15 protein-coding genes are annotated in these 16,976 nt (G+C 40.5%); 4 read left to right on the top strand and 11 right to left on the bottom strand.

What is annotated here, in order from left to right:
• Positions 1-7: 7 nt before the first annotated feature.
• Positions 8-466, bottom strand: coding sequence for a Fur family transcriptional regulator (locus tag AWM75_RS05985; RefSeq protein WP_067979613.1), 459 nt, complete (start codon positions 464-466; stop codon positions 8-10).
• Between the two features lie 150 nt (positions 467-616).
• Between AWM75_RS05985 and AWM75_RS05980 the strand changes: the two genes are divergently transcribed.
• On the top strand, positions 617-1,711 hold the full coding sequence (locus AWM75_RS05980; RefSeq protein WP_067979610.1) for an FUSC family protein: 1,095 nt from the start codon (positions 617-619) through the stop codon (positions 1,709-1,711).
• A 37-nt stretch (positions 1,712-1,748) separates the two neighbouring features.
• Here AWM75_RS05980 and pulA read toward each other — a convergent pair whose 3' ends face one another.
• The gene (pulA, locus tag AWM75_RS05975) at positions 1,749-3,725 is read right to left on the bottom strand and encodes a type I pullulanase (protein ID WP_067979608.1); all 1,977 of its coding nucleotides are present in this window, start codon (positions 3,723-3,725) and stop codon (positions 1,749-1,751) included.
• A 198-nt stretch (positions 3,726-3,923) separates the two neighbouring features.
• Positions 3,924-5,024 (bottom strand): hypothetical protein, encoded by a 1,101-nt coding sequence (locus AWM75_RS05970; RefSeq protein ID WP_074572618.1) that lies wholly within the window; start codon positions 5,022-5,024, stop codon positions 3,924-3,926.
• A gap of 120 nt (positions 5,025-5,144) precedes the next feature.
• On the opposite strand from AWM75_RS05970, the gene ntdP reads away from it, so the two are divergent.
• Entirely contained in the window at positions 5,145-5,696 is a 552-nt protein-coding gene (gene ntdP / locus AWM75_RS05965; protein ID WP_067979604.1) for a nucleoside tri-diphosphate phosphatase, read from the top strand.
• 137 nt (positions 5,697-5,833) lie between these two features.
• Here the strand turns inward: ntdP and mutY are convergent, their stop codons facing one another.
• On the bottom strand, positions 5,834-7,042 hold the full coding sequence (mutY, locus tag AWM75_RS05960) for an A/G-specific adenine glycosylase (RefSeq protein ID WP_067979602.1): 1,209 nt from the start codon (positions 7,040-7,042) through the stop codon (positions 5,834-5,836).
• 4 nt (positions 7,043-7,046) lie between these two features.
• Complete coding sequence (locus tag AWM75_RS05955; RefSeq protein WP_067979600.1) at positions 7,047-8,141, bottom strand: RecX family transcriptional regulator; 1,095 nt, start codon at positions 8,139-8,141, stop codon at positions 7,047-7,049.
• A gap of 94 nt (positions 8,142-8,235) precedes the next feature.
• Here AWM75_RS05955 and AWM75_RS05950 point away from each other — a divergent pair, with 94 nt between their 5' ends.
• Positions 8,236-8,610, top strand: coding sequence for a PH domain-containing protein (locus AWM75_RS05950; protein ID WP_067979599.1), 375 nt, complete (start codon positions 8,236-8,238; stop codon positions 8,608-8,610).
• A gap of 72 nt (positions 8,611-8,682) precedes the next feature.
• On the opposite strand, the gene AWM75_RS05945 is transcribed toward AWM75_RS05950, so the two are convergent.
• Genes AWM75_RS05945 through galE form a run of 3 tightly spaced genes read right to left on the bottom strand, consistent with a single transcriptional unit; the run spans position 8,683 to position 12,173 of the window.
• The gene (locus AWM75_RS05945; RefSeq protein WP_067979597.1) at positions 8,683-10,002 is read right to left on the bottom strand and encodes a nucleotide sugar dehydrogenase; all 1,320 of its coding nucleotides are present in this window, start codon (positions 10,000-10,002) and stop codon (positions 8,683-8,685) included.
• Positions 10,003-10,013: 11 nt separating this feature from the next.
• Positions 10,014-11,144 carry a glycosyltransferase family 4 protein gene (locus tag AWM75_RS05940; RefSeq protein WP_067979594.1) on the bottom strand — a complete coding sequence of 377 codons (1,131 nt, stop codon included), beginning with the start codon at positions 11,142-11,144 and terminating at the stop codon, positions 10,014-10,016.
• Positions 11,145-11,162: 18 nt separating this feature from the next.
• The gene (gene galE, locus AWM75_RS05935; RefSeq protein ID WP_067979592.1) at positions 11,163-12,173 is read right to left on the bottom strand and encodes a UDP-glucose 4-epimerase GalE; all 1,011 of its coding nucleotides are present in this window, start codon (positions 12,171-12,173) and stop codon (positions 11,163-11,165) included.
• A 134-nt stretch (positions 12,174-12,307) separates the two neighbouring features.
• Between galE and AWM75_RS05930 the strand changes: the two genes are divergently transcribed.
• Positions 12,308-13,546, top strand: a complete 1,239-nt coding sequence (locus AWM75_RS05930; protein ID WP_067979590.1) for an MFS transporter — start codon at positions 12,308-12,310, stop codon at positions 13,544-13,546.
• Between the two features lie 66 nt (positions 13,547-13,612).
• On the opposite strand, the gene rbsK is transcribed toward AWM75_RS05930, so the two are convergent.
• The 3 genes from rbsK to AWM75_RS05915 form a co-directional block, all read right to left on the bottom strand.
• Positions 13,613-14,494: a ribokinase gene (gene rbsK, locus AWM75_RS05925; RefSeq protein ID WP_067979587.1), complete on the bottom strand. Its 882-nt coding sequence runs from the start codon at positions 14,492-14,494 to the stop codon at positions 13,613-13,615.
• A gap of 116 nt (positions 14,495-14,610) precedes the next feature.
• Positions 14,611-15,549 (bottom strand): LCP family glycopolymer transferase, encoded by a 939-nt coding sequence (locus AWM75_RS05920; RefSeq protein WP_067979584.1) that lies wholly within the window; start codon positions 15,547-15,549, stop codon positions 14,611-14,613.
• A 50-nt stretch (positions 15,550-15,599) separates the two neighbouring features.
• Positions 15,600-16,928, bottom strand: coding sequence for an LCP family glycopolymer transferase (locus tag AWM75_RS05915; protein WP_067979583.1), 1,329 nt, complete (start codon positions 16,926-16,928; stop codon positions 15,600-15,602).
• Positions 16,929-16,976: the final 48 nt, after the last annotated feature.

The raw sequence follows: 16,976 nt of genomic DNA, 5'->3' as shown, positions 1-16,976 counted from the left end.
CCTGGTTTTATTCAGCTTGGCCATCTTTTTTCTGACAAGAAGGGCATATACCGTAAATTTCAAGGTGATGACCGATAATATCAAAACCGGTTAACTTATGAGCAAAACTTTCTACTTCATTTAAAACGGGATAGTAAATATCAACAATCTTACCACAATTCTTACAAATCAAATGATAGTGCTTATCGCCAGCAAAATCAAAATGACTAGCTTCATCACCCACATTTAATTCTTTAACAATCCCCAATTGATTAAACAGCTTCAAATTATTATAAACAGTAGCTAGACTCATACTCGTAAAAGAAGACTTTAAATCATTAAAAATCATCTCGGCGGTCGGATGATTCTCATTCTCAACTAGATAACGTATCATGGCTTCTCGTTGCGGTGTAATTCTTACCTTTTCATCCTTTAAAATCTCGATAGTTTGTTTAATCATTTCCTCACTATGCCTGTTACCTGTCATACAAACGCCTCCCCTCTTTAGAATCTTTCTACCATTATTATAACCCTAAGTGAATTAAAATACTACTCAGTATCTAGACTTTTGGCCACCACGTCCAAGTAAACTGTGATAGAATACAGATAAATCTTGAATAGGGGAGTGCTGATTCATATGCGTCTTGGAGCGCGCACGATTAAAACTGGTATTGGCGTAATCATTGCCATGTTATTAGCGGAAATTATACCTTTTATAGGCAACGTCATGCCAACTTTTGTGGTGATTTTAGCTCTGCAACAATCTGTTAAAAAAACTTGGCAAATGTTAATTGATAGAGTAGTTGCTGTCATTATTGGTGGTCTCGTCGCTGTCGTCATGTATGCAGCCTTCGGAAACAATGCAATCATTGTGGGGCTAACCATTATCTTATTTATATCAATTTTGAATGCACTAAATCTCAGTGACATGATAGGCTTGGCTGCTATTACTGTGGTCATTATTATGCTCAATGATTCTAATGATTCAATTATTCACGTTGCGGTCATGCGGGTTATTGAAAATCTAATTGGAGTCTTAGTAGCGGTGGCCGTCAATATCTTCATATTTCCTCCTAAATATGACCGAGTCCTTTATGAGGAATTGAATTCTACTAATACCGAAATCCTTATTCGTTTGCGCGCTATATTGAGAAAAAATGGTGAATATTCTTCTATATCACATGACCTCCATTGGGCCTATGCCAAGCTAGGCAAGATTTCTAAATATGTTTCGTTAATGAAGGAAGAACAAGTGTGGTCACGTAAAGCTGCCTTTAGGTTAAAGCGTAAGGTTGTTGTGTTTAGAAACTTTGAACAAGCTCTACAAGCAGCCATCGAGTTATTGCATGTTTTCCACGAGAACACCAATGTCCTCTTTTTACTACCTGATGCCTTAAGGTTTGAGATCAGGGAACGCGTTGAGACCCTGTGTGCTGCTCACGAGCAGATTTTTCTTAAATTCGATGGCCGCATCTCCCCCAAATCGGTTAATTTTTTCCAATCAACGGTCGAGTTTCGCCAAGAACTCTTAGACCATATTTTTGAACAGGTAGATGAATCTGATAAAACATCAGAAGAAAAACTTGAAGAGTCAAATGCCCTCCTTTTGATTACTGGAGCTATGATCAGTTACGAAGAAGCACTAATTAAGCTAAACACCGTTGTTCGTAGCTATCGTGTTCATCATAACGATGACCAATACACTGTTGATAGTCTAGAGCAGCAAAATTAAGAAAAAAGTGGTGTCCAATCTGGACGCCACTTTTTTCTTAATTGATTTTACGCTTTAAAACCAGGGTAGACAGTGCCTCTATTTCAGCTAGATTAGACATTTTCTCTGTCCCATCTCTAAAGCTGAGATCACGAACAATCACTTCCCATTCACCTTCAGGAATCCAACATTTTACATTGTTGTCTTGACCATTAAATATTAAGACATACTCTTCGCTACTGGTCGGGTGACCGGCTAAATGAACACCGATAATCTGATAATCAGCTTTAAAAATCTTTAAATAAGCCCGAACTTCACCAAATGTATCCAAGTTAAAAAGACGATTTGATAAACGCAGGCGAATCAACTGACTGATATAATCGACGCTTGTAGCAAAACGATCGCGCAAGGACCAATCGATTTGATTAATCCACTCCGGTGAGTTGTATGAATCTCGGATACCATTTTTGGTCCGATACATCTCTTGACCACTATGAATAAAGGGTACTCCCTGAGCTAGTAATATGATTGAAGTAGCAAGCATCTGACGTCTGTGTCGCTTATTTTCATCATCCCCCCCATTGGAAAGTAAAATTTTATCATAAAGTGTATAGTTATCATGCGCTGCAATATACTGAATCATCTGTTGCGGATTATCGATAATAGCCTCTGTGTTTGACAGGTTGTAGCCCCCAGCAAAGTTGGTTAAAACCTGCTGTTCTGTCATAAATTTCCCAGTAGCAAAACCAGTGTCCTGGGCATTGCCATAATCAGACCCTTTCACGGCGTCGCGTATTTTATCATTGAAGTAAGCGACACGCGGTGTACGATAAGCGTTACGCATAGAAGCTTTTTCATTACTATCTAAGCGGGTATCTAAATGCCAGCCTTCTCCTAAGATAAAAATGCTAGGATCAATTTCATCTAAGGCGCGACGGACTGCATTCATGGTATCTACATCATGTATACCCATTAAATCAAAGCGGAAACCATCAATATGAAATTCCTTAGCCCAATAAACAACTGAATCAACGATATAACGCCGCATCATAAAACGCTGCGAGGCCGTATCATTTCCCACACCAGTTCCATTAGATAATTCACCCGCTGAATTTTCTCGGAAATAATAGCCGGGCACTGTTAAACCAAAAGGATGCTTTTCAGTTTGATAGACATGGTTATATACCACATCCATGATGACACGAATCCCTTTTTTATGGAGAGCCATCACCATCTGACGCATCTCGGATAATCTAACCATAGGATCTTTAGGGTCGGTCGCAAAAGAGCCGTCTGGAATATTGTAGTGCAGGGGGTCATAGCCCCAATTGTAATTTTCTGGATTACCAGCATCTAACTCATCCACTGTAGCAAAGTCAGCTAACGGCATCCATTGAACATGCGTCACACCTAAATCCACCAAATAGTCCAGTCCTGTAGACCGTCCTTGGGGACTCTTAGTTCCTTCTTCAGTCATTCCCAGAAATTTACCACGATGGATTACCCCTGAATTTTCGGCAGCCGTAAAATCACGAACTGAGGCTTCATAAATAACCACATCGGTGTCATGAGACATGGCTGGCGGTCTATCTTCGTACCAGCCCTGGGGCTTAGCGCGTTCCAAATCCAGAATTACCCCGCGTTCTCCATTAGCGGTACAAGCCTTGGCATAGGGATCAACTGAGAGGTTGGTTGCTCCATCCGGCAAATAGAGGCGATACATATAAGCTGTGTTATGCCAATCCCCATCTAGACTGTAATAATAGGTACCCTTCTCCCCCTCTAGCATTTCATAAACACTATAGTTGTCGCCATATAAATCATCATAAATTAGCAGTTCAACCGCTAGTGCAGTTGGTGCCCATAAGCGGAATTGACAAGTCTCTATATGATAATTGACACCTAATTCCCCCGCATAACCATAAACCTGATCAAATTTCGGATCATGCATTAATTCACGTGTTTTTAATCTGATCAAAGCTGGATCAACTGTATCAACCAAATCAAAGACTGGTTGTAAAAATTCTTCTCTCATTATTCTCCCTCAAATTCCAATTTATCAGGGTTATTATATAGTTAAAATTATTAAATACAAAGCACTAATTCCTAGCTCTCAAAAATACTGGTCATTTTTTGGCCTAGCCTCCTCTAATCGGCTTAAAAACGCCAAAAAAACAGGCCGATTACTCAGCCTGTTTTTTTATTGTTTTAATATTGTACTTATTCATCATATTTAATAGCCAGTCCCAGCCTGTCCTCCGTTTTCGGCGCCTGAGAGATTAGGATTTCCTTGACCTTGATCAGCTGGAGGTGTAGCCGGTTGTTCATAGCCTCCCTGGTTCCAATCTTGGCTATGATTATAGTCAGGCTGGACTTGGGATTCTTGATTAATACTAGCTTCCTGAGCAGCGGCTGCTTCTTCAGCTATGCGCGAGGCTTCTTGAGCGGCTGCCTCTTCCTGAGCTTGAGAGCTAGCAGCTGCTTCTTCAGATGCAGCATTCTCGACTGCTTGACGTGCTGCCTCCTCGGCTAAAATGGCCTGCTCAACATCGGAATTATCTCCTTGGTAACCTGCACGCAAATCTAACTTGGTATTCATTAAGTTCTGGTGCAGATCAAGGGCTGCCTGGTTAGTATCTTGAGCTAGATTTTTACTTAAATCATATACATTAACGTTAGCTAATTCAATAAAGCTATTGATATAGTCCTGATATGCTTGATTTTGACTCAATTCTTCATCTTCTGTCGGTGGTAGGATAAAAATAATTTCCGACTGAGGATTTTTTCGTCGAATCTGCCGATAGATACTCTCAACATGGCCAGCTGCTTCCTCCGCAGAAATTTTAGCCTGGTAATCTGCTTCAATCGGTAGCGCAACTAGCATCAATTGCGCTTCATTCGTATTAAGTTGACTCATCAAATTTTGATCAATAATATCAGCAGTTGATTGATTTTTAATTTGACCATTTTTATAAGTGATATCAGATAGCTTTTGTTCAGATAGTAGTTTTAAGCCCGCTGGTAGCCAATCGACCTTATTATTAGTCATGTTTAAACCATAGACTGTGGGCGTTTGGCCATCAGCCAGGACATAATGCAAATATGCTAGGGCAGTGGTACTAGACCGGTCATTTTCAAAAGACTTTAAAGCTCGGCTAACATTATACTCACGATTAGCACTAGAGATATCGGCCGCCTTTCCTTGATAGCTGGCTGATTGCTCAACCAAATTTCTTTGCGTTCTTTGCTGACTAAAGATAATGCTGGCAACAATAACCAAAATAGCTACTACTACCAAGCCAACAGTTAAAATTTTGTTGCTCCTTGATTTCAATTTTTCCACTCTCTCTTAGTTATATTTTCTGAAAATTGCATGCTATCATTTCGTCTGAGACTATGTTATACTATTTCTGATTTCAGTGCAAAACTGATTTGATAGAAAGTAGGTACCGTGATGCGAAATCCTCGTGAGGGAGAGTACATCACAGTCAAAAGCTATAAACACGATGGCTCTCTTCATCGCACCTGGCGAGATTCCATGGTTTTAAAAACCAGTGAGCATTCTATCATTGCTTGCAATGACCATACCCTGGTTATCGAGTCCGATGGTCGTCGCTGGGTAACTAGAGAACCAGCCTTACTTTATTTCCATAAACACTATTGGTTTAATATCGTCACTATGATTAGACAAAAGGGAACCTCTTACTATTGTAACCTAGCTTCACCTTATACGCTAGACGAAGAGGCTTTAAAATACATCGATTACGACTTAGATATCAAAATTTTCCCGGATGGCGAAAAGCGTTTGCTTGACGTTGATGAATATAAAGAACATCGTCATGACATGCAATATTCAAGAGATATCGATAAAATTTTAAAAGCCAATGTTACTGAATTGGTTAGATGGATCAATGAGGGTAAGGGCCCATTTTCTAAAGAATATGTAGATATTTGGTACGAACGGTACTGCCAATTGAGTTACCAGAAACAAAAACGGAGAAAATAGTTTTTGCCAGGTAACCACTTTGATTGTGGTGTGCCTCATAAAAAAGCGCCTGTGACTTAAGTCGCAGGCGCTTTTATATATCCTTATTATTCTGCCTGAACAGTACTACGCTTAAAACGACATGACAAATCAAGTATCTATTGTTTTTTAAAGTCCCGATATACTTGCCATATTTTCTCTTGTACTCTGGCTACTGGCAGCTGGTCCATATCACTAGCAGCTAGCCAACACCAGCTATTACCATATGCCTTATCCAATTGCTTGGCTAATAGGGCCTCCTCTTCCGGCCTCAATCGCATATAAAACGGACGAATATGCCATTTGAGATGGGTAAATATATGCTTAATTTCCGCCAATGGTTCTTTCATTACTATAGGAGATACTTGATAATTTGCACTTGTTTCGGCCACCACATATTGGTAGTCAGTGACCTGGTCACGCCGGCTTTCAAGCAAAGGAACAGACCACATATTTTTAAGCAGCTGCCCATCTGAACGCTTAATCATCAAAATTTGACCTTGCTGATTTTCAATCAGCAAGGCTTGATAGTAAACATCTCTAGCCTTTTTTTGCTTGCTCTTGACTGGATAAGCTAAGGTTGTGCCATTTAGCGTAGACAAATTATAGGCTCTTATAGGACTTAGCTCAGGTTGGGGATTTTTATAAGAGCAATAAGAGGATCCCAAATCCATAATCGCTTGATTGAAATCTCCAGGACGATTATAGTCAATTAGATAGCTCCCTATTTCTTCGAATATTTTTCTGTTTTTCGCCACAGCAATATCAGCATCAATCGCGAAAAGTCGAGCTAATACCCGCATCGCATTCCCATCAATAGCCGGCACGGCTTGATTAAAAGCAATTGAAGCAATGGCCCCTGCGGTATATGGTCCAATGCCTTTTAGGGCCTTTATAGCTTTAATTTCAGTCGGAAAGACACCCTCATGATTAGCCATAATATCTCTAGCAGCTGCTTGCATATTACGGACGCGAGAGTAGTAGCCTAGTCCCTGCCAAACCTTGAGCAAGTCCGCTTCGGTGGCCTGAGCTAGATCAGCAATTGTCGGAAAAACTTTCATAAAGTTATTAAAATAATTAATAACCGTATCCACCTGGGTCTGTTGCAGCATAATTTCTGACACCCACACCCGGTAAGGATCCTGGTTTTCTCGCCAAGGCAAGTCACGTTTTTCTTGGTCATACCAGGCCAGTAGGTCCCTTTGGAAGGCTTGTCTAGTTTCAGGACCAAAGACCTGCACACCGGCAATTATCGGACCTAAGTCGACAATAGCTGATGTATTTAGCCAAACAGTTAAGTCCTCAGCCTGGTTATTGATTTCTTTCAATGTATCATTCCTCTTCTTGATATTGGTCAGCTAACCGGTTAATGGCTTCAGAAGCAAAACCTTTTTGGTAGAGTAAACTTTTAACCTTATACAAACGTTCACGCGGATTGAGCTTATGGTAGCGTCGGTAGTATTTAGCAAAGCTTTTAATCAATAATTCATCTTCTTGCTTCTGATCCTCCTGGTCAAGTTCAGATATTAAATCAGCTAATACTGACCGAATTAAGTCACTGGCATAGCCCTTGCTATATAGGTAAGCCTGAGTTTTTTGCCGGGCAGTTTTAATAGCGTGGCGCCGGGATTGTTGGTCAAAATATTTTTTTGCTATTTCCTCCAGGTTACTTACCTGGTCTTTTTGACTGTACTCTTGAAGCGATTGGTTGATTGTCTCTTGGTCCAAGCCTTTTTCCTTTAAGTAACGACTAATTTGGCCAGGGCCTTTTTTCTGCAGGCGTTTACTAGTTCGTACATAACTTTGACCATAAACTAAATCATCTACCAGCTTCATTTCCTTTAGCTTATCGATGGTTCTATCAATATCCTCAGCAAGAATTTCTTGGCTAGCTAATTTATCTCTGACTTCTTTTTCTGACCGTAAGCGATGGGCCAAGTAGCGGGTCGCTAATTGGAAGGCCCAGGATTCACGTTCCGCTGCCTTGATATTTTTAACCATCTCTCGGTCTAATTCTTGGCCCTTGTGGAGGGCAAAACGCACTAAAACACTCTCACTCACAGCAAAAGCATAGGTCTGATTCAAGTAGATATTATAACGTTCTTTATTCTTTTTCTGGACTTGAATCATCGTTATCCGGCCTGCTTGGATAGCTGGTTGGTCTCCATTTTGCTGGGCTTGACAATCCACATTTTGTGGTGCCCTTGTCTGCCTATCCTGGCCCTCAGCCTCAAGCTCTTTGCTAGCTTTTAAAGCCTTAGCTTTAGCTATTAAGTCGTCAGCATTACCCTCATGGCTTTTACCAGTAACTGGCTGCGCTTGCTTATTTTTCTCCGTGTGAATGTCTCTGGTTTTGGACCAATTTGAAGTCTTAGCAGAACCTGATAAATCTGACAAACGAACTGGTCCCTTTTTTCGAGCAGACATAAACTTCTCCTTTCCTCTTTATTTCCCCGAGTATATCATATATGTCCCTGGTCCTATTTCACATGTTATACTTTATAAAAAAGGAGGGAAACCTATGAGTCTTTTTAGTGGTTTATTTGGTAATGCATCAAGTGGTAGCCCGGAAGAAGCCGAGCGACTTTTAGCCGATTACTTAATTCCTGGAGAAACAATCGAACTAAATTATAAGCTAGTTCGCGACTACATTATCTTTACTAGCCACCGTCTAATTATTGTTGACATTCAAGGGATTGGCAAGAAAAAAGCTTTTTCAAGTTTACCCTACCGGTCAATCTCCCGTTTTTCAGTCGAATTAGCTGGCAGTTTTGACTTGGATTCTGAATTAGACATTTATATATCTAGCGCGACAGACCCAGTCTACGCCCTGCAATTTCGCGGAGATAAATTAGTTAAAGAAGTTCAACAAGCTTTAGCACAAGCAATTCTTTAATTGGCTGGCTTGTTCCATAAAAGTAAATTAACCCCCTAGCTGATAAATTGCTGGGGGGTAGTTTTTTTATATTTACAGACGCCAGAAATTGTACCCGGATGCCTGATAACTTTCTTTATTAAGAATACTCTTCACATCAATAATTATTTTCTCTTCATTAGGCATTTCTTTAAACCATTGATTAACGGTAGCATAGCTTAAGTCTTTAAATTCTGGATGTCCAACCGTAAAGACTAAGCAGTCTGCTTGACTAATAGCCGACATTTCAAGAAGTTCTAGACCATAAGTTTCTTTAACATCGGTTGCATCGGCCCAAGGATCAACCACTTGTGGTTTAATATCATATTCTTGTAAACGGTCAATAATATCGGTAACTTTAGAGTTCTGGATATCTGGTGTCCCCTCTTTGAAAGTCAGTCCTAAAATAACAACATTTGCTGCTTTAGGACATTTACCAGTGACTACTAACTGTTTTATAACCTTATCTGCAATAAACTCACCCATACTATCATTTATTTGCCGACCGGCTGCAATTAAGCGGCTATGATAGCCTAAATTCTCGGCTTCATAGACAAAATAATAAGGATCAACACCAATACAATGACCACCAACTAATCCAGGTGTAAAACCAAGAGCATTCCACTTGGTATTCATCGCATCAATAACATCTTGCGAATCGATCCCCATACGGTCAAATACTAGCGCTAGCTCATTCATAAAGGCAATATTAATATCCCGTTGGCTATTCTCAACTACCTTAGCTGCCTCAGCAACTTTCATACTTGATGCTCGATAAACACCAGCCTCAACAACTATTTCATAGACTTTTGCGATATCATCTAAATAATTGTTATCTGAAGCAGATACAATTTTAACAATAGTTTCTAAACGATTAATCTTATCACCAGGATTAATCCGTTCTGGTGAATAGCCCACGATAAAATCATGACCATGTTTAAGACCAGACGCTTCTTCTAGAAGTGGAATACAGATTTCTTCTGTAACACCAGGATAAACTGTAGATTCATAAACAACAACAGAGCCTTTTTGCAAATTTTCACCTAAACTTCTTGTTGCACTTGTAACTGGTGTTAAGTCAGGCGTTTTATCTTGATTAATTGGTGTAGGAACAGCTACAATATGGAATTTAGCTTCTCGTAAGCGCGTAACATCAGATGTAAAAGTCATACTGGTTTCCTTAATTGCCTGGTCGCCAACTTCCATAGTCGGATCTTGACCTTGCAAGTACTTCTCAACTTTGGCTTGATTATTATCATAGCCTATCACATCAACATGTTTAGCAAAAGCAATTGCAATAGGCATACCAACGTAGCCTAAACCAACCACTGACAATTTTTCTGTTCTAGCTAATAGTTTTTCATGCAAACTCATTCTCATATCTCCTAACTTGTGATATCGCGATAAATTTCTATATACTCTTGTGCTAAATTATCCCAATTAAATTTTTTATAAGCTTCAGTCGCATTTGCTGATAACTGGTCGTAATTTTCAACAATTAGTGCAATTTTATCAGCAATATCTTGACTAGAATTGGGGTCGACCCGGTAGCCGACATATCCCTCAGGGAACTGACCATCGAAACCTTGGTCTTTAGAGTATATTATGGGCAAACCCTGACTTAAAGCTTCCGGATAAACCAAACCAAAAGTTTCGTATAAAGAAGGCATAATAAAGATATCCTGGGTCCGCATAAAATCAATTAATTGACTAGGTGTCATAACCTCATAATAATTAATCTTTAATTGTGATTGGTTAAATATCCGGTCTACATACTCCTGGTCTACCTTTTTCCCCACCATATTAAATTGACTTGCCCGTCCTGATTGTTCCTGGTAATCATAAATTCCTTGGCTAGCTAAATGCTGATTTTTCAATGGCATTAATTTCCCAACTTCGATAAAATTAATAACCTGCTGGCTAGATAGATGCTTAGCTAACCCTTGCTTTTCGAAGTATATATCATCTATCCCATTAGGAATAATCTCTATTTTTGTCTCTAGACTACGACGTAATCCGGGCTCTTTAATATATTTGTCTAGAAGCTCTTCACAATTTTTTTGTGATAAAAATACAATGCGATCTGCTTGGTCTAAAATTCGTCGCCCACGGGGCCTTAAATCAATCCGCTTTTTAAAAAAACTATTAATATCCGTATAGCCACGCACAGCCACTATATAGGGCAGGCCATAGCGCTCCTTTAGGGTCAGAGCCACATTCCCATCAGTGAAAAGGGTATGCGCATGCACTAAGTCGTACTCATTCGGATTGACCAAGTCTAGTAACTGCTTTAAAATTTTACGCTGTTTTAATCGATAAAACACCTTGTCTCTATTTTTAAAGGTAACAGGATGGTAAACCGGATGCTTAGATTCATACAAAAACTGTTGCTCTGTTTCTATCTTAATCGGCATATAAACCTGGTTGTCAAACTCACTAGTTTGTAGACGATCCATTAAATTCTCATGTAATTTAGAAGTTAAATAGTTTGAATTGATATGTAATACCTTGGCCATAACTTGGTTTCACCCCTATTAATTGAAGCCATTGGGATTATTTTTTTGCCAATTCCAGGCATCTCGACACATATCCGCTAAATTATGTTCAGCTTGCCAACCCATCAATTCTTTGGCATAACTAGCATCAGCGTAGCAAGTGGCCACATCACCGGGACGGCGGTTAGTGATTTCATATGGAATCTCAACATCGTTAGCAGCTTCAAAATTGGTTACGAGATCTAACACAGAATAACCTTCCCCGGTGCCGAGATTGACAACCTCTAAACCTTTATTTTTTAGGGCATAGCCAATAGCATCCACATGGCCCTTAGCTAGGTCAACGACATGAATATAGTCGCGGACACCGGTACCATCTGGCGTGTCATAATCATCACCAAAAACATTTAAATGGTCAAGTTTGCCAATAGCTACCTGGGTAATGTATGGCATAATATTATTGGGAATACCCTGAGGATCTTCTCCGATTAAGCCAGATGGATGGGCACCGATTGGATTAAAGTAGCGTAAGACCATGACAGACCATTCAGGATGGGCGTGATAAAGGTCGCGTAAAATTTGCTCATTCATTACCTTGGTGTAGCCATAAGGATTGATTGCAGAGGTAGGTAAATCTTCAGTTAAAGGTGACTGATTATCCATGCCATAAACGGTGGCTGAAGAGGAGAATACGATCTTCTTCACATCAAATTCAGCCATAACTTCTAAAACAGCCACTAAGCCACCTAGGTTATTGTGATAATAGGCTAGCGGCTTTTCAACCGATTCACCCACTGCCTTAAAGGCAGCAAAATGGATAACCGCCTCAATCTCCTCATTACGAAAAACCTGGCGCAAGGCTTCTCGGTCTAGCACATTAAGTTGGTAAAAGGTTGGCCGGACACCAGAAATTTCCTCTATTCGGTCTAAAACTAGGGGCTTACTATTAGAGTAGTCATCGACAATAACTACATCGTAACCAGCTTTTATCAGTTCTATACTGGTGTGAGATCCGATAAAACCGGTCCCTCCCGTTACTAAAATCGCCATATGCTAGCACTCCTTTCAGATCTTTAGCCTATTTTACCATAATAGAAAAAGTCCAGTAAAATAATCATAATTCTTAACCTCTTTTCAGGAAATTTGATATGATAAAAAGACACTATATTTTTAGGAGGAATAATGTGAAAAAAAACAAAGTTTTTTATGGTTGGTGGATTGTAATTGCTTCAGCCATCGTCCTAGCCATCACTGGCCCTGCTGCTGTAGCTGTGGCTAATATTTTCCAAGGACCAGTAACCAGTGAGTTTGGGGTTTCTAATGGCCAATTTGCTATCTCAAATTTATTAATTCTTATTATCAGTGTCATTTTTTCCCCATCGATGTCACAAAAAATGGCTAGTGGTCATTTTAAGCAAAGTTTTTGTATGGGATTAATCTGCTATATTTTAGGATTAGCTGGATACGCTTTTGCCCCCAATATTTGGGTTTTCTATGCCCTGTCCATCCTAGCTGGTTTTGGTTACTTAGCTACAACTATGATTCCTGTAGGCCTTTTGATTAACCACTGGTTCGTTAAAGATCGCGGTCTAGCCACTTCTTATGCTATGTCAGGACTTGGTATTGGTGGCATTATTTTTAGTCAATTAGTAACCTTTTTAATTGGTAACTTTGGCTGGCGTATGACTTATCTGGCTTATGCAATAATTATGTTAATTATCGTTTTACCTATTGGCCTATTTATTTTTAAACCATATCCAGAAGAAATGGGTCTCCAAGCTTATGGGGCTAACCTGGGCGACAATCAAACCGGCAAGGTCAGTGATACAGCAACAGAAAGTGGCCTAGATTTTGACCAAGTCAAGACCAATGCTTTCTTTATTGCTCTTTTAGTAGCTAGTGTCTTAATCGGGATTGTAAATAACGGAGGTCTAGGCCAATTTCCGCCTTTCTTTACTGAGTTACATGGTCCCAGTACAGCTGCCACATTGATTTCTCTTTACTCAGGTATCGGTATTATCGGAAAATTAATACTTGGTAAAGTGAATGATAAAACTGGTATCGTCGTCTCAACTATCTATGCTGCTGGCCTTTTAGTAGCCACCTACCTACTGATGACCCAAGCCAGCCATCTGCCTTTAGCCTATATTGCTGCCATCACTTTCGGTTTAGGTAATGCCATTGGTACAATTATGCCGCCTCTGATTTCTGCTGATATCTTTAGGGCAGGTTCTTACGCTAAGGCCTATGGTATGGTCCAATCTGCAACCATGTTAGGTATGGCGGTTGGATCACTAGTTACGGCAACCATTGCTGATTTAGCTAATTCCTACCAAGTTTCTTGGCTGGTCCTCGCTATTGCAAGTGGCCTTGCAGCTTTCATGATTATCACTTCATACCGTCAAGCAAAAACTAAATATTAAATAATACTATAGACAAATGGGTCCGTATCCTAGCTAGGATACGGACCCATTTTCGCGTTCAAAATTCTAATTATTATAGCTTGGATGAGCCTTTAGTTCATCTTCAGTTGGCATACCAGACTGAGCGCCCTTTTTAGTTACTGAGATACTAGCAGCTAGACTCGCAAAAGTCAAAGCTTGATGGAGTGCTTGTCCCTGACTAAGCGCTAACGCAAAAGCACCAGCAAAGGTATCACCAGCCCCAGTCGTATCCACAACTTTGCTAGATAAAGCTGGCATCCTAACTAGTTCTTGACCATTATGGTAAGCTAAACCGTCACCGCCTAGAGTAACAATCAACTGGTTTGGCATGTCTTGGCAAGCTTGGTCTAAACCTTGGGAAAATAAATCGGCTAATTCAGTTTCATTAGGTGTTAAATAAGTGACCTTGGCTAGATAATCAGCTCCAATTGCCACAGAAGGTGCTGGATCATAAACAATATCAATATCATTTTGATTAGCCAATTCGATAACATATTTAACCGTCTCTATAGGAATCTCATTTTGTAAAACAATTAGTTGATGGCTAAACAATTTGTCAGCTACCCGGTCTATATAAGCCGTATCAACGTGCTGATTAGCACCAGGTACATAAATGATCGCATTATCACCCTCATGCAGGGTAATATGGGCTGATCCAGACGGCTGACCAGCAACTGTTTCAACACTAGTGACATCAATGCGATGGGCTACCAAGTTATCAAGTAAGGCTTGGGCAAACATATCGTCACCTACGCAACCAAACATGGCTACCTGGCCGCCCAAACGCGCAGCAGCCACAGCCTGGTTAGCCCCCTTACCACCAAATAGGGTTGAAAAATCTTCCCCGTACACTGTCTCGCCTCTTTGCGGCAAGCGATTAGTCGTAACAACAAAATCTGTTGAAATTGAACCAAGAACTGCAATCATTTTTTAGCCTCCATTTCCTATTCTGCACTATATTAAAATTGAAGGGACTGTGATACCAGTTAGAAAGTCATCCTGATGCGTAAGCACTTTTCTTAGCTAGCTGATATTATAAACTCCTAATCTAGCTCTAGATGGCTTCTGAGGGTTTGGCTAACTTCATCGAGCTGATCTTGGCCAACAATATTATAATAAACACCGGTTGACTGGTCAGGCTGACCTATTAAGGTCATCTCCTCAACAGCTTCTGATGGCACCCGATAACTTAAGCCAGCCCGAACCATCTCATTTAGCGTCATATCTGTACGGACATTATCAGTCACGACATCGAGAAGGGGCCTGATATCAGTTAAGGAACTAACACGCGCATACTTACGCAGTATCCCCAGTAAAATCTCTCTCTGCCGACGGTTACGACCATAATCTCCCTCTGGATCTTCATAACGCATCCGAACCCATTCTAAGGCCTCATCACCACTTGATAGTTCGATCTCACCTTCAGGGAATTGGTAACCACCATTAGCAAAAGCAAAATTATTATAGACCTGGATTGGGCCCACGGCATCAATAATTGACATCATACCGTCCATATTCACCAGGGCGTAATAGTCCACAGGTATATTAAGTAGGTCTTGGACTGCGTTAATCGCTCCCTCGCTACCACCGTAGGCATACGCTGCATTAATTTTATCATCAATCGTCTGGCTATAAGTATCACGAGGAATACTCAACATTTTAGCTGAATGGTCATTTGGATTAATTGTCACTAAAATCATGACATCAGTGTTACGTTCTCCGGTTGTTCGACCGCCACCACTATCCATACCTAGTAAAAGAATAGAAACCGGTTCTTTTCTGTCTAAGACCTTATTGCTATCGCGCAAAACTTGTCGATTCTGGCTACTAGATTCATACAGTTGGTCAGCTGTTTTTTGAGCCGTAAAATACACACTTCCCAAACCAACCAGGACAATAACAAGCAAGACTAAAGGTAGTAACCACCACTTGGAGCGCCTAGATTTTGCCCGGCCTCCCTTTATTTTATCACTTCGACGCATCATCAGACTCCTTCATTAAAAATATTGTTCCCACAAAACGATCAACCCGCTTAGTAAAAATCTCCCTCATATTCATAGACAGGCACTTCCTCAGGATACCAACCTTCCTCAACACCTATATCTGCTTGGTTATTAGGAATTTCCTGGCTATCATCATACCCTTGCACATCTTGATTAGGTAAAGGTACCAAGATACTGCTTTCAGGTAAGTAAAGAGGTAAGCTACCAAACTGGTTAAGAATTTCAGTCTTCAGTTCGCTTTGCTTATAAACCCCCGGTGCAATCAACATATCTGTATCGCTATAGTAGCCATCATAATCATAGTCCTCAACGGGAAAGTATTCAAAAGGCACATTAAACTCAACCGGGTAGACAATAGCTGATTGGCTTTCAGACAGGCCTAATAAAGCTCTTAAATGATTAGATAGATCCAAGCGTTGTGCTTCAGTAACATACAGATAATAACCAAAATAAAGGTTCAAATCTCGAGTATCACTAACAACATAGCTATCATTATTTTGCAGGGCTGCTAAATAATTATTATGGAGAGCAATCATATCTGACCGTGTCAGGTCAGTTTTTAAATTTTGACCAAGCGTATCAAGTATTCGATCTAATTGGCGCAAAGTATCCAGAGATACAATTTCCTTGATGACCGCCCTAACTACTTGTTGTTGACGTTTTTGACGTCCCAGGTCTCCCTCCGGATCTTGCTTACGCATCCGAACATAGTGCATAACTTGTTCACCATTAAAACGTTGCGTTTGGCCCTTGGTAAAATGAACACCATTCTGGGTGAAGGTCTGGGTGGGTGTTAATTCCAAGCCCCCCATGCCATCAATGACATCAATAAAGGCGCGCATATTTACTTCTACGTAATGATCAATTGGCACATCTGCCCACCGCTGCAAAGAATTAATGGTGCCAGTCATCCCATAATTCATATAGGCGTGATTAAGCTTATCAAACTCATCGGTACGACCCATGGGCCCCAAGGTATCACGCGGAATACTAGCAATAAGGGTCTGATTTTTTTCCGGATTGATGGTGATTAACATCATCACATCGCTACGGCCATCCTTCACATCTTCGTAAAACAAGGCACCGTTATCAATACCTGCTAGCAAAATAGTTACCGGTTCACCCTTAGTTAGCGCTACTTTGGAACCACGCATATCATCGCGATCCACCCGATTATAAATTGTATTGGTGAAGCCTACCAAGCGGCGGCCTAACAGGAAAGCCATCCCACCGACAATCACCACTAGTATCAGAGCGACCACCCAGGGCCAACGCCTTTTTTTCCGTGGTTGTCTCTTGCGGTAGCTCACCCTATCATTTTGGTTTTGATAGGCGTCCGCTTGCTCGTTTTTCTTCATGACCTGCTCCTCAGTTTATTTTTAGCAAATTATACCATAATCACCCTT

Origin of the sequence: Aerococcus urinaehominis, from assembly GCF_001543245.1 — a bacterium.
GTDB lineage: Bacteria > Bacillota > Bacilli > Lactobacillales > Aerococcaceae > Aerococcus > Aerococcus urinaehominis.
The sequence above is the reverse complement of the archived record's forward strand: the minus strand, read 5'-3'. Positions and strand labels throughout refer to the sequence as shown.

Coding starts and splice junctions, on each gene's coding strand:
- AWM75_RS05985 (WP_067979613.1), bottom strand. CDS start 466: ATGACAGGTAACAGGCATAGTGAGGAAATGATTAAACAAACTATCGAG.
- AWM75_RS05980 (WP_067979610.1), top strand. CDS start 617: ATGCGTCTTGGAGCGCGCACGATTAAAACTGGTATTGGCGTAATCATT.
- pulA (WP_067979608.1), bottom strand. CDS start 3,725: ATGAGAGAAGAATTTTTACAACCAGTCTTTGATTTGGTTGATACAGTT.
- ntdP (WP_067979604.1), top strand. CDS start 5,145: ATGCGAAATCCTCGTGAGGGAGAGTACATCACAGTCAAAAGCTATAAA.
- AWM75_RS05955 (WP_067979600.1), bottom strand. CDS start 8,141: ATGTCTGCTCGAAAAAAGGGACCAGTTCGTTTGTCAGATTTATCAGGT.
- AWM75_RS05950 (WP_067979599.1), top strand. CDS start 8,236: ATGAGTCTTTTTAGTGGTTTATTTGGTAATGCATCAAGTGGTAGCCCG.
- AWM75_RS05945 (WP_067979597.1), bottom strand. CDS start 10,002: ATGAGTTTGCATGAAAAACTATTAGCTAGAACAGAAAAATTGTCAGTG.
- AWM75_RS05940 (WP_067979594.1), bottom strand. CDS start 11,144: ATGGCCAAGGTATTACATATCAATTCAAACTATTTAACTTCTAAATTA.
- galE (WP_067979592.1), bottom strand. CDS start 12,173: ATGGCGATTTTAGTAACGGGAGGGACCGGTTTTATCGGATCTCACACC.
- rbsK (WP_067979587.1), bottom strand. CDS start 14,494: ATGATTGCAGTTCTTGGTTCAATTTCAACAGATTTTGTTGTTACGACT.
- AWM75_RS05920 (WP_067979584.1), bottom strand. CDS start 15,549: ATGCGTCGAAGTGATAAAATAAAGGGAGGCCGGGCAAAATCTAGGCGC.
- AWM75_RS05915 (WP_067979583.1), bottom strand. CDS start 16,928: ATGAAGAAAAACGAGCAAGCGGACGCCTATCAAAACCAAAATGATAGG.